The sequence below is a fragment of the Corynebacterium sp. HMSC073H12 genome (assembly GCF_001837775.1).
In the GTDB taxonomy this organism is placed as follows: domain Bacteria; phylum Actinomycetota; class Actinomycetes; order Mycobacteriales; family Mycobacteriaceae; genus Corynebacterium; species Corynebacterium amycolatum.
On sequence record NZ_KV834040.1, the window covers coordinates 401,869 to 414,899 of the forward strand.

The following is a 13,031-nucleotide window of genomic DNA, read 5'->3' on the forward strand; positions in this document are numbered from 1 at the left end:
GCGGGGTAGTGCCATGGCGGGGACTCGCACTCCCGCAAATGTGGCTACTCCATGGCTATCTAGCAGTACTTAAAGTTCACCGTATTAGCGGTATTTTCAAATACATAAGTGTTTAATTCAGACCATTACTTGTATTGTTTTCCCATACGATATGGCCGCCACTGGCTCTCGCAATAACTTCTGCCGAATCAGGTGCTCGTAATACGGCTTTATCATCAAAAGCTGTAGCCACATATTTAAAAAGTCGTGAAGCTGCCCCTTTGTCTGACTGCTCATACACATCGACCACGGTTTCATACTCGTCGATATCCGGCTTCAAATCCCAGAAAGCAGTGACGTAGGCCCCGCCTGGAGTTCCAAACCGAAATGTCAAGTCATCATCTTCATCAACAGAAAGAGCGGTGCACTCTCCGACTTGCTTGAAGAGATTAATTACGTCTCTAATTCCTGCATCAGATTCAAAAGAAGTACTGTCAGCCACGAGTTTTCTTCACCACCTTCCGATCACGAGTGATAATAGTTACCTGCTTAACTCGAGTATACCGTGCCATCGCTCTATCTACCTGGAGAATTGCTTCGTCGACTGGAATGCTAGACCGATGGAGGTCAATAATTAGAGTCGCACTTTGTTTACTGCCGTTTCTCACCAATTGATAGATGGTTTCTTTACCACTTCCTTGTGGAGCTTTTATCTCTACCTTGATGCCGTCGATTATGCAGTCTGCAGTTTTACTAGTATTACTTCGCGGAATTAGCTCAACAACATGGCCCTGAGATACCAAAAAATTGTATGTTTTCGTCTCATGAGCAGCAGGCTTAACTCCGTTAAGACTTAACTTTCCCTGTCTTTGCGTTTCACTGGTTGCCCTCAACTTGACTTTCCCTGAGTGCACCGCCTTTTGCCACCGATTCCACTGATTATCGACAGGCCGCCCGTCCTCCCATGTTGCCTCCCGCCAGGCTGCTTGCAACCGATGAAACTCCTGCTCCCCCTCCCACGGCTGCCCCTCAATAACAAGAACCGCACGACAGTCACACCCATCGTGATACCGACGCCCATCAGCCCGGCGCGTGGCGGTGTCTTCTGAGTAGACGGGGCCGCGTGAGGCGAGCATTGCGCAGAAGGCGCAGGATTCTTGTCCTGTGAGTACTCGGGCGTAGCCGATTCGGCGTCCGATTGGGCGTTTGGTTGTTGCGTTGCGGACTCTGCCGAGCCGTGCGGTGTCTGCGACTGCTTTTCGGCCGGCGTTGAGTGTGTGGCGCATGAGGGTGCGGGTCAGGCGTGCGCTCATCTGCTCGATGACTCGCGGGTGATTAGGGAATGCAAAGGCCGGTACGGATTTCTTGATGAGTTCCTTGGTCTCATCGTCAACGAGCTCGAGGATGATGTTTGATGGTTTCTCGCCGAATCCTGCTGCTCTAGCCAATGCGTCGTAGGTGGCGTGGGGGCCGTAGCCTTGGATTCGTGCCGGGGCTACTTCTAAACCGAGCTGCGCCATGTCGCGCCCCATTTGCTCGACGTAGGCACGGTAAGCCTCCTGCCGATACTTTACGACGATGGGGTGCAATTCGACGGCGATGTCATAAACCGCGTCGGTATCCATGGGCACACCGAACTCATCAATCTTCGCTGCAACGTCGCGTTCTAGTCGGCGTTGGATATCACGGAGTTTCGCGTCCTGCGTTGGCATGTGCCTTCACCTCCTCGCATGTCGATTGTTGTGATGCCGTTACAGTTCGGTTTGCGGTTCCTGACCACCGTCCGGCTGGTCAACGTCGAACAATCCGCTTCCGCGGCCTGCTTGTGCTTCCCTAGCCCGCTTGACGCGCTCATGCGTCCAACCCGGGATATCCGACCACAGCTCGTCTGGTGGTACACCAAGCATGGTGGCGAGTTTGCCGAGCCCATCAACCGTCTGGGCGAACGAGCGAGCCGATGTTTCCGCCCACTTGACCTCAGAGGCGAAGTCACCGGCTTCTTCTTCATCGCCAGCGATGTGCGCACACAGGCGCAGCATCTGCTCATGCGACTCACCCAGTGAGGTTTGAATCTCAGAAGCCTTACGATCCTTAGACGTCTCCAACGCCGCCAGGCCGTCAGCAGAAATATTGGAAATCGCATTCGCACCAAGTGACTGTGCGGGAACCTGGGCGACTGCAGCGAAGTCGCGCACACTCGATTCACGCGCCTTGATGTACTGCGTCAGGTCCGTCTCATCGAACTGGCCGACCTTCACGTCCTTGTTCGCAAACGTCCACGTGTCACTGATGGCCTGCCGCATTGCCTCATACTCTGACTTCGGAGCCCAACCGGTGACATAACGCTGCTTGAACGCCGCCCAGTACTGCGCGACTCCCTGCTCATAGTTAGTGCGGTCAATCCTGGCCGACAACGCGAGCAGGTGCTCAATGATGCCGTTGGTTTCTTCGCCGGCAGCCATCATGCGGTCCTGATACCGGACAATGGGCGTCACACCAACGTTGTGCTCCCGATATTCGATGAACGGCAAGTTCTCCGGCGACATGTAATAGCGCTGCTGCCACGCCAACGGCTCATCCGGGGCATTTTCGACTCCGAAGAAGTAAACACGCTCTTCGTCGTAGAGGCACAGGTGGCCGTTGTCGATGACCATGGCGATTATCGGGAATTCCGTCTGCGTTGCCGCCCCGGTATCCGGCCACGTCATGTCCTCCCCGTAGCGGGCAACCAGCCGGCGGGGTGAATGCACGCCGATACGCGCCCCGTTGAGCGTTGACGGCAGCACCGACGCATACGCGGTGCCGTATTGCAGCGCCGCGCGGTGCAGACCGGTTTGGCGCGCATCCATTCGGTTGGTCTGCCAGTGGTGCCACGACCTGGCTTGCACTGAGCCTTCGGAGAAATAGTTCTCTACCTTGAGTGACTGCCCATAGGTGTCCAGCACAAGCCCTAGAAACGGGGTCTGAGACATCTTCGCGATCTGCAAGTGCCGGTGGTAGTTCTTCCCCTGCGTCACATCCATACGGCGCGCCGCCTCTGTGTCTGACCACGGCTGTACCGCACGGTTAATTTCATCGAAATGGTGTCGTTGCACCGAGTGGTCCTGCAAAAGAGCACGGATTGCGTCACGTGCCTGAGACTCATTCATAACGTGCCCTCCTAGTAGAAAAATGCCGTGTCATCGACCGGCTCTGCCTTAAGTGATGGGTCGGATTTGACCATGCGGTAGACCATGCGAGCGCCAATCATGCAGACTGCCGCGTCAATCTTCTTCTGCGATGCCCGAGACTCCTTCCGCACCGTCTCGCCATAACGCCCGAGGTGCCGCTGAGCGTTGCGCACATGCTCACTCAACAGCGGGTTTCCGTCATGGGTAAACGCATGCTGCACAATCTCGGCTGCGGCAAGCTCACACGCCTGCGTGAACGGAAAGTCCTTGCTGCGCATATCCCAGGCAATCGGCTCGGGGTTGCGCGCCCCAGGTGTTGCCCACAGGCGCAGCTGGTCGCCGTAGCGCTCCGGCCAATCCACCTTGACAAAGCTCTCCCACTCACGGACATCAGCGAAAAACGCCAGCACCTCGAAGCGGTCAAACGCCCGCTGCACACCCGCCTCCACCGCCTCAACGTCAACGACGCCGTCCGGCGGCGGCGCCCACACGCCAGCGGTGAAAACATGTCCATCGTCCATGCAGCAGCCAATCAGCGCGGTGTGGTCATTCGACAAGGAACCATCGAAGAACAGCACAACCTGCTCACCATCGACGAGTTCACGGTCAGGCCTGGACATCTGCGCCCAGTCCTGCGGATCACACCACGAGTCCAGCGATGCAGTCGGCCAGTTCAAATACTTCCGCTTCGAATCATCAGGCCGCGCTTTCGGGTGCCAAATACGCGCCACAATCGCGTCCAGGTCAGCCCACGGGCAATCCTCATACACAAAAGCCAGCCCGGCGCGCAGGCTGGCTTCATCAGCGAGGTCGGTGTCTGGTGGGGCTTGGCGTGCGTCGTAGAGGATTTTGCGGTCGGATTTGGTGCGTCCGTCTTCTTGTAGCGTCCAGGCTTCGAATGTTTCTTCTCCGGCTGAGCCGGTGCCTGGTTTCCAGGCGTTGAGGGTCTCCAACATGCGGGAGCCGGACTTGGCGAGGTTATCCAGCAGCGTGCGGTGTAGCTCATTGCCGCCGTTGGAGTTGGTCCAGTGTTCGAGCTCGTCGCCGATGATGAACGTCGCTTCTGCGCCTTCAGCGGACGCTGCCGACGACGTGATGACTTCCAGTTTTCCTGCGGGTTCGACATTGATTTGTGTTTTTCCCGCATCGATTTGGTAGTCGCGGTTGAGCTGGGGTGCGGCGCGCTTTGCGACCATGGCTCGAACCATACGCATAGTGTTCTCGGTCTGGTCCTGGGAAACCGCCGCGATCTGCACAAGCGGCATGGGCTGCTGCTTGCCGACACAGCCGCCGAGAACGTTGTCGTCGAAATGGTCCAGCCGGACTGGCGCAAGCAACTCAATCAGCGCCATGACGGCTGCGAATGGTGACTTACCTGAGCCCTTGGCCAGCCGACGGGCTGCGTGGTAGTAGACGAACCGGCCTTCATCATCGACCGCGTAGAACCAGAGGATGAAGCGGGCTTGCTCGCGGGTGAATTGCCATCGTTGCCCGGCGCGGATGCCGTTGGGGTGGCGTAGGTATTTGGCTGCCCATGCGAGGGCGTTCCATCCGAGGGTGCGGGTGGGGATTCCTTCTGGGAGGGTTATAATCCTGTCGGCGGCGGCGACCATGTAGGTATCACCGCCTTTTCTTTATCCGGTTAGGTCGTTTTTGTATTTTTCCATCAGCAGGATTGCTGCTTGGGTGTTGTCGTCGATGTTCTTGGTCGCATCGGCGCGTTGCAGTTCGATGCGCAGTCGGCGGCGCGCTCCCTCTGTTGTTAGAAGGGAGTCCATCATGGAGTTGATCTGAGCAATGATTGCGGCGCGCACTGGCTCTGGTCTTTGCATCTCGTCGGACAGAATTGTGGCGCATAGGTGCGCTGCTGCCCAGTCGGATGGTTCGAAGAACACCGATTGGCCGGAATGCTTCAGGCTCCTGTACCAGCGTTTGGCGCTGATGTGCCAGCTGCGGTCTTCCGCTGGTGGCTTCACCGTTTCTGCACCGGCCACTTTCAGCGTTGCTGGGCCTTGCGGTTTATTGCGGCGTCGGCGCTGGTCTGACCGTTTGGGTACTGGGCCCGGCATGGCCTACCTCCTCCCTGTTGTTTGTCTAGGAAGCTTTCCTGTCTGATTCATGTCCTCGATGTCCGCGACTGTCTTCGTTAATGCAACCAGTTCGCCTGCGGACCACACGGTGGCGGTAGTGCGTATGAACCGTTCGGCGGAGTAGACCTCTACTCGTCCGTAATTGCGACCTTTGCTTTCCGGTAGGAGCCCGAAGATGTGGAGTCCTTTGCCGGAGACTGAGCGCTCAATGAATGCGCCCGGCGCAGCGTCGACAATCCGGCGTGCCCATTGTTGGAGTTGCCCGTTGCTGAAGCAGTTGTCCAGGTCGATGCATGCGAATCCGCCGCCGAGCATGAAACCGTGCGGCTTCTTTTTGACGTCGCGGAACTGCGTCCAAGTTTCTGGCTTGGTTGACGATGCTGGCTTTCCGTTGGTCTGCATGGGGCGCTTGCCGTCGGCGGCAACCCAGCGTCGTGCGTTGGTCATTTCCTGCGGGTAACGGTTGCGCTGGCGGGCACGGTACGCCTTTTGCCGGCACGCACTCGAGCAGTATGTCCGAATGCGGCCGGGTGCCTGCAACGGAAGCGTTGCACCACAGACTTCGCAACCTTTGTTCATACTTCGATTTTATCAGAAAACGTTACGTTTCACTGCTGTGACCTGGCCTTATGTTCTCCAATTAAAGACGGTCACACAGACCACGAAATAAGGCATCGAAGTTAGCGCTGCGCCAGTTTTAAACCCGCAGGTCAGCAAAGCGCGCCAGCGTTCAATCTAGCCCGTTTTCCCACCTGACCAGCGCAAATAATGGAACCCGTACACAAATTTAAAGGCAATGCCCTCCGCCCTGGCCAGGCCCTAGAAACGAGGGGCCTCCCCCACCCCTCACAGCAGGCCTGGGTGAGGCCTTGCCCATACGGGCTGGCGGCGTCGCTGCCTGGCGCGGGTGGCTTCCCCGGCGGTCTTTTTCCTGTGGCACGACGAGCAGATAGCCCGAAGGTTTTCTAACTCGTCATTACCACCTTCGAAGACCGGGACCACATGGTCCACTTCGTTGGCGATGACAGTGCAGCCGTGCAGTCGCGCTTGGCATTCGTAGTGATCGCGCGCCATGACCTGGTCAGCTACTGCTTTTGGTACGCCCCGGGATCTGGGACCCCGGGAGTTCGACCTCCACCCTGGCATATCTGGTACCTCCTGGGGGCGAGTGGCGGCTGGGGTGGCTACCGACCGACCCACTACGGGTTACTGGAGGAGTGCCGCTGTCCCGGTGAAACTCTGTGGTTTTACTGCCGCAACCTGCCGTTGCCATTAGTGGAACTCGTGTTAGGCAATCGTGAATGTGCTGACATAAAGCAAACGCTCTCAAACCATAATCTCAAATGAGATGGTTTAAGAGCATGCGCTTCAGTCAAGCGTAGCTTAGCACACGGACTGTAAACCGCAGGTCACGAAGTTCTACCCTGTCGACCGCGTGTCGTCGCCACACTGATGTGCTGCGACTGCGCGCATGCAGTCTGTGATGTCGAAGAGTTCCACGCCTTCGGCGTTCAGCGTCGTTGGAATCTCGCCTTGCTTCGCCCACTTCCTCAACGACGTGTGACTGACCCGCACACCCAGCACTGCGAGCGCGTCGGCAACCTGACGCGCAGAACCCTGCTGCGGAATCTCCCGCCGCGCTACCGGCTCAGGTGGACTCACTCTATCGCCTATCACCCGCCGATGATGCTCAACCTCAACGAGCACGCCATCAGCCCACGAGCGCTCCGCGACATCATGCACACGATCATGAAGCCAACGAGCCACGTGCTCAAGGCGTCGGCTGGTTGGGGGCCGGCACTGCACCTCGTAGGCCAGTGCCTGCGCCCAGTCCCACAGGCACAACTCCGCCGCGTGCTCCACATCCAGCAGATACACCGGTAGTGGCGGGCGGGACTCCCGGGTACTCGGGGGCCGTCCCCCATTGACCCCGGAGGCAGGCGGAGAGGGGACCATCATCTCAGCGAGAGCGGGGGCCATAGATTCAATCGCGGACAATGCACGACCAAGCTGCTCAACCTGGTCCGGCGACAACGGTGGCATAAGGCTCCAATCAACAAGCCACAACAAAAAGAACTAGAGAACCAACAAAGGTAAGGGGGGTGGAAAGAAAGAGGGGGAGGGATATTTAAAAGCCCTCCCGACCCGACCCGTCCCGACCCGACCCGACCCGGTGCCAGCCCGACAACTACTCCCCTTGTCGAACGGTTTTTTCGTCGACGGGAAAGTTTTTGGGTACGACAAAGGCCGCGTCGTCAAAAGCGCGTAGGCTCTCTTGGACGCACCGCAAGCTCGTTTGTTTTTCGCCCCTCCTATCGCGGGGCGTGTACTCGAAAACTAGTTGCGGCGGCGTCGGCGACGGCGACGTGCGAAAGGCTCCGCTCCTTTGGCGGGACCGGCATCGCGCACGTGCGATGCCTTACGGCCCTGCGGCGCACCGCCCGCATGGTGTGCGGGGAGTGCCGGAAGCGACTGGACAACATTGACTTGAATAGTCTCGGCTGGCTGCCGAGAACTCCCTTTGGCGGCTCTACCCTCAGACTCAACCTGGCCATGGGAATCAGTATTGGGGAACTGCGGCTTGCCGGGCTCCTGGCTTGGGCCCGCGGCCGGGGACGTAGCGCGTACCGTTTTTTCTTCCTGAGAAGGGGTCACTGCCCGACTGGCTGCCGGGTTGTCCTGGGCCTCAACCTCGTCCGCGATAAGCGGATTCGGGAGTCCCTCCTTCTTGCACCAGCGCGCAACGAATCCCTCCCAGCGGGAGAGTTTCTTGCGCAGCTCCGGGCCATATATTGGAGACTCTGGTGGGTCGAGGAGCGGAAGTTCCTCCTCGGCGCGTTCGCCTAATTCATGCCGCAGCTGATTACAGCCACGGCATGCCGTCACATAATTGTCTGGGGTCGTCGGCGCATCGATGTCACGGTGGTCGTACTCACGGCCACGATCGGACTTCTTATCGCCCCAGACCACTTCATCACCGCAGTACCGGCACTGGTCTCCATCACGGAGCATGACCGGCACCTGCAACCCAGCACGGTTTTGATCGTTGCGGCGTTTCGTTGCCTTCGACTTCGCATCTGAGCGGATGACATGAACAAACGATTCACGCTCAACGAGCACGAATTGCCGCTCACCTTCAGACTCCACCTCGGTGATAATCCCGATAGTGATCAGATCCTGAAGTACAGGCTCCACCCGGCTAATGCCGATATGCCGGACGGCTGCACCATAGGTGATTTTGTAATCCGTCCACTGCTGCGCAGAATGCGTAAACAACGCTGACGCCGCGCCTTTGAGTTCACTGACCAGACGGTCATCGCCACGTTCGGCTGCCAGCTCGTAGGCTCGCATCCACTCCGGGGCCTCGTTGAAAGTATCGCTGACCCTTACCCATGCCATGGTGCATCACTCCCGGACCGGGGCTGCCCAGCAGAAATATGGGAAGCGGTACCAATCATTCTTCGAACTCCAAATCAAAAACAGGCGCGGTAACAAAATGAACCAACACAATTGCTTACGGATCTCTACAACAAGGCACTGGTAGCGCCACGGCTAATCCTCGCTTTCCTCGTGATAACCGGTTCGGTCATCACCTTCATCAGACGGATAAGGCCACATGGTGTTCGTAGAAACAGTGCGGGACAGCACCCGGTACCGCGCAGGCAAGCCATATGTGCGGGCCCGCAGACTGCACGCCTGGTGCACATCTTGTGCCTGTTCTGCGCTCATCCATGTCACCCCAGCGACGCGCAATGAATTCCATGTGTATCCGCCATCTGTTGACGCCACTACACAGAACTGCCTGACGGCCTTGTTATTGCTTACGCCGCTGTCACCCATCAAGAAACCTTCCCCTTTACTGCCGGCCGTTGTGCCCACTGACATGCAGACAGCAACTGCGCTGCCGTCCGACGAGCCTCGTCGACTGAGGCGAACTCAATGTCCCCCAGGCGAACCTGGGGGCTACCACAGGCGGCCATACTCCGAGATGCTTCAACATCGCCGAACTGTGCGATATCACGGTCGTAGGGCCCAACATCCCATGAGTAGCAATGCTCAATGAACAGCTTGTCCGGCCGCACGAGCTGGACCTCCACCTCGCGGGCGTACTCGTTCGCAGTACTGACAGCGTCTTCCCACGAGCCACACCACGCGATGCCACCGGTATCGTCCTCAACAACCCACGGCAACAAACTGCTTCCCGTCTTCTTCACCTGGAGCGTCATGGCTACGCCACTCCTCCCAGCGGACGAGCGTTGACGACAATGCACTTGGCCGGGGCATCCTCCTGCAACTCGGGCGTCTCTGGCTCCCTGTGGTCTTGGTTCTGGTCTTCTGCGTCACTGTCAATCTTCTTGGTGGTCATCGCTTATCTCCTGTCCATCAATGGTTAATTGCCCTGGAATCTCAGTGCGGGCGGGGCGCTTACGAGGGCCAAGGAATCGGTAAATCTGAATTTGGCGTCGCGTTTGCTGCTGCTCCCACCAACGCTGCGCAGCTGATTCATCTGATGTCATCTAGCTGTCGCTTTATAGTTCTTCGTCATCTCATTAAGCCGTCTGCGCTCACGCGCAACACGTCGCTGTTGCATGCGCTGTTTCTCCCGCTCAGGCATGCCCGCTCGCCGTTTACCATGAGCACCAGCGCACACATGCCGCTGGAACAGCAAATACCCCTGAGACCGCTTCCGCAGAGCTTCTTCCGCACTGAGGAACACAGCAGCACCATGTACGATCTGCACGTTCCCATCTGGATCAGACGATGCATCAAGGGCAAGTCGATGCCCCAATGGTGTGCACGCCCACCGGATAGGGAAACCGCAGTGCCTACAAACCCTTTGGCGTGGCATTTTTCCTCCTCATGTTTGACTACTATCGGCTGCTTAGTGCTTTTCGCCGCGGTGGACAATCCGCAACACGTGGGCTTCGACCTTCATCTGGAAAATCAGCCATCTTCTGCGCATCATGCTGATTTCAGCCCCTCCATACGCTGCTTGACGACGGGAACTGCAGCCCACGCTTTCTGCGCAGACAGGCCATCCCTTTTTCGGCACCATGCAATCGCTTCCCGAAGGGTGGCCCCTAATGACGTGAAGTGCAGGAGATCTAGCGCCGTGGCTTCCGTATCTGACAGCTCAAACTCAACCTGCGCCATCGCATTGACGTCAGCCATAGAGACGGATGCAGTACCGGAGATGATTCCTTCCACTGTTTGACAGCCCACCTGGGCTGACTCAGCGATATGTTCTACTGACATGCCCAGTTCGATGAGCTCGAGAACATGGCCCCGAGCATCAAGCCGGCACACCTCATAATCGCCGGGCGGAACTTCCTCAATACCCACCGCGGTCTTCAAAGCGTCTTGCAGCGAATTACAGATCACGGCCGGCGGAATCCCTGCCATTGCTACCTGCCAGCGACCGTCTGAGATTCGGCGGGCGCACCGTGGCTTATCTTTCTGGTTCACCTTGCACCTCACTTGCGATGTGCTCGATGAACTCCTCAAGCTGGCGCATAACGCGCTTGTCATCCTTATTGAAAGTGACCAGGTTTTCCAAGGCCCCTCTGGTGATGAACTGCTGCCCATCCCCATGCCGGCCTAGCCGACGAGGCAGTGTTGGCGGAAACCTCAGACTACGAGGCATCTCTGACATCAGATCACCGAACGACACCTCGAAATCGGTCGTGGCCGATTTCCTGTTTCCTCGGGGCACGGGGACTACTACGAGCACCCACCGATTCTTCGGTGAGCGAACTCGACGAAGCTGTTTCATGTCATGCCTCCGGCCAATACCGGGTCGCAGAGACGCCACTGTTCTTCTTTTTCATCTGGAGAACACGCTCAATGCTTTTGACGGACTTTGAAATAAAGACCGCCGTGCACAACCAAAAAATTGTTGTGATTGTCCAAATGATTGGCACAAAATTGAAATTGTCGTAGCCGGTAATGATGACCATTGCAAAAGAGGATGCGGCAAGAATCAGCGACATTGCCCATTGCAGTTTGTTCCTGGTGTTGACGTGGTCCAGCAAATCGTAGGCGTCGCGCCACATTGAGCGGCTGAACTTAACGTTTGGATTACTCATTTATGCTGCCTCCCGTGGATCGCTCGGGAACCCAACGGTCATAACGCGATCAACTTCGCAGCTGAAGATGCGCCAGTGCTGGCGACTCCCAGGAGTCTTCGGCATCGTGCGAAGGCGTCCCGCCTGGCACCAGCGATAGACGCGTTGAACATCTATGCCGAATTCGTCGGCGAACTCGCGCGGCGTCAGAGTTCTCCGTCTGGCGATCATGGTTACCTCCGTAGACTGTGTATGCTTCATGGCAGTGTTCCTTTCAACACTTTCGGCCTGTCCCTGGTGCTAGCGGGGGCGGGCCCTTTTTATTTGGTTTGTGAGGCGCGCAGCCAAACCGCCGTGCGAAAGGCCCACGGCATTGTGGCTGGCTTGCGGCGACCGATTCTCATATCGCCTACGCGCCAGTGCCCGGCAGAGGAATCGAACCCCTGAGTAACCATTCGGGCTGTTCTTATTTCGCCAATTTGCTGTAGTCCGACCAAGGGACTGCTCTGGCTGTATATGAATGTGTAAGAGGAGTGCGACACCTATCTGCGAGCTCCAACACTTCGACAACGGTGCCGACTGCCCGGTAAGGAATCGACACTGACGTGTCGTTGTCCGTATTGGTGATTGTGATTTCACTTTCGGTGGCGTCGATTCTCGTGTTTCCGATTGCTGCTTTTAATTCCACGTGTGCTCCCCTTTACCGCCCTGGTTTGTTACCGCAGTTGGATTAGTGTCAGCCGTTACGATTTGTCCATGAGTGAAAACGAATTCAGGCGCCTCGTAGCTCGAGTAGAGCGAGCGGCTTCGCACCGCCGCGAGCTGTGGAGTCTTGGTGCCGAACATCTGAAGGCGAACCCGATTGAGCGCCGGGTTGTAGGCGACGGCGATATCCGTTCCTTTCGCCTCCATGCGACCGCACCTGTGCCAACCGAGCTGTCCCTCATCTTCGGAGAGTGGCTGTACCAACTTCGCGCTGCTCTCGATGGGCTGATGTACGAAATCGTTGTCCGAGAAACCAAGTTGGACCCTCCGCCAAATGCCGGCCGGATTTCCTACCCGTTGTGCAGATCTGCTGACGCTTTCGCCTCGTGCAATACCTATGGGGTTTCCGATAGGATTCGCCGAGCTATTGAACGCACGCAGCCCTATCACGCCACCGGAGGATTCAGCGGAAGTGCGCTGTGGTGGATTCATGAGCTCGCTCGAATTGACCGCCATCGACGTGGGCATTCCCTCGTGTGGCGCATCATCGACCTGCAGGTCAATTCCAACAGCCCAGCCATCGACACCTCGCGCTGTGGTGTATGCAATCAGTTCGAGGCTTTCATCCGGGGTGATGAGGAGTTGGAAGCCGCATGGATCGCGCTCCGCCACAGCATCGAACTCAACTCGAATGACGGAGTAGACATCACTTGGCGTCTCCAATTCGATGTAGCCGACTGGGTCCAACGAATTCCCCGCAGCTACGGCGATTGGAGCCTCGATGACCGAATGGCCAACGCAGAAATGTATCTCAGTAAGACCATCGAGATCTTCGAGCAACTCTTCATCATTGATGACGAGATACTGGCTTAAGCCACTGTCATGGAGCCTGGTCAACATTCGTTGACGCAATTCACCCCTAGCGTTGGCTAAATCCATGTACTTCACCGCTACTTCCTCCTTTCGTTTGCTGGCTGCTGTTTGACTGGCATTTTTCGCCACCTATGTATTTGGTTCCATAG

The 13,031-nt window shown here is 57.3% G+C and carries 15 protein-coding genes; all 15 read right to left on the reverse strand.

Annotation, left to right across the window (positions count from 1 at the left end; genetic code table 11):
* Window positions 1-112: 112 nt before the first annotated feature.
* On the reverse strand, window positions 113-481 hold the full coding sequence (locus HMPREF2708_RS11060; protein WP_141739559.1) for a hypothetical protein: 369 nt from the start codon (window positions 479-481) through the stop codon (window positions 113-115).
* The gene (locus HMPREF2708_RS10535; protein ID WP_070834193.1) at window positions 474-1,691 is read right to left on the reverse strand and encodes a VG15 protein; all 1,218 of its coding nucleotides are present in this window, start codon (window positions 1,689-1,691) and stop codon (window positions 474-476) included. Before HMPREF2708_RS10535 ends, HMPREF2708_RS11060 begins: the two co-directional genes overlap by 8 nt.
* A 39-nt stretch (window positions 1,692-1,730) precedes the next feature.
* On the reverse strand, window positions 1,731-3,128 hold the full coding sequence (locus tag HMPREF2708_RS10540; protein WP_070834194.1) for a phage portal protein: 1,398 nt from the start codon (window positions 3,126-3,128) through the stop codon (window positions 1,731-1,733).
* An 11-nt stretch (window positions 3,129-3,139) separates the two neighbouring features.
* Window positions 3,140-4,762 carry a terminase large subunit gene (locus tag HMPREF2708_RS10545; protein ID WP_070437710.1) on the reverse strand — a complete coding sequence of 541 codons (1,623 nt, stop codon included), beginning with the start codon at window positions 4,760-4,762 and terminating at the stop codon, window positions 3,140-3,142.
* Between the two features lie 21 nt (window positions 4,763-4,783).
* Window positions 4,784-5,218, reverse strand: coding sequence for a phage terminase small subunit (locus HMPREF2708_RS10550; RefSeq protein WP_070437713.1), 435 nt, complete (start codon window positions 5,216-5,218; stop codon window positions 4,784-4,786).
* Window positions 5,219-5,221: 3 nt separating this feature from the next.
* Complete coding sequence (locus HMPREF2708_RS10555) at window positions 5,222-5,818, reverse strand: hypothetical protein (RefSeq protein WP_210400340.1); 597 nt, start codon at window positions 5,816-5,818, stop codon at window positions 5,222-5,224.
* 267 nt (window positions 5,819-6,085) lie between these two features.
* Window positions 6,086-6,385 carry an HNH endonuclease gene (locus HMPREF2708_RS11450; protein ID WP_083321940.1) on the reverse strand — a complete coding sequence of 100 codons (300 nt, stop codon included), beginning with the start codon at window positions 6,383-6,385 and terminating at the stop codon, window positions 6,086-6,088.
* A gap of 273 nt (window positions 6,386-6,658) precedes the next feature.
* Window positions 6,659-7,282, reverse strand: coding sequence for a hypothetical protein (locus HMPREF2708_RS10560; protein ID WP_070834195.1), 624 nt, complete (start codon window positions 7,280-7,282; stop codon window positions 6,659-6,661).
* 294 nt (window positions 7,283-7,576) lie between these two features.
* Window positions 7,577-8,638 (reverse strand): HNH endonuclease, encoded by a 1,062-nt coding sequence (locus tag HMPREF2708_RS10565; RefSeq protein WP_070834196.1) that lies wholly within the window; start codon window positions 8,636-8,638, stop codon window positions 7,577-7,579.
* Between the two features lie 440 nt (window positions 8,639-9,078).
* The gene (locus HMPREF2708_RS10570; RefSeq protein WP_070834197.1) at window positions 9,079-9,465 is read right to left on the reverse strand and encodes a hypothetical protein; all 387 of its coding nucleotides are present in this window, start codon (window positions 9,463-9,465) and stop codon (window positions 9,079-9,081) included.
* Between the two features lie 2 nt (window positions 9,466-9,467).
* Window positions 9,468-9,605: a hypothetical protein gene (locus HMPREF2708_RS11130; RefSeq protein ID WP_168165349.1), complete on the reverse strand. Its 138-nt coding sequence runs from the start codon at window positions 9,603-9,605 to the stop codon at window positions 9,468-9,470.
* Window positions 9,606-10,201: 596 nt separating this feature from the next.
* Window positions 10,202-10,705 (reverse strand): hypothetical protein, encoded by a 504-nt coding sequence (locus HMPREF2708_RS10575; RefSeq protein ID WP_141762949.1) that lies wholly within the window; start codon window positions 10,703-10,705, stop codon window positions 10,202-10,204.
* 308 nt (window positions 10,706-11,013) lie between these two features.
* A complete protein-coding gene (locus HMPREF2708_RS10585) occupies window positions 11,014-11,325 on the reverse strand; it encodes a hypothetical protein (RefSeq protein WP_053412732.1) in 312 nt (103 codons plus the stop codon).
* Window positions 11,326-11,565 (reverse strand): helix-turn-helix domain-containing protein, encoded by a 240-nt coding sequence (locus HMPREF2708_RS10590; protein ID WP_053412733.1) that lies wholly within the window; start codon window positions 11,563-11,565, stop codon window positions 11,326-11,328. It abuts the gene before it with no gap.
* Between the two features lie 417 nt (window positions 11,566-11,982).
* On the reverse strand, window positions 11,983-12,957 hold the full coding sequence (locus HMPREF2708_RS11065; RefSeq protein WP_141762950.1) for a hypothetical protein: 975 nt from the start codon (window positions 12,955-12,957) through the stop codon (window positions 11,983-11,985).
* Window positions 12,958-13,031 lie beyond the last annotated feature (74 nt).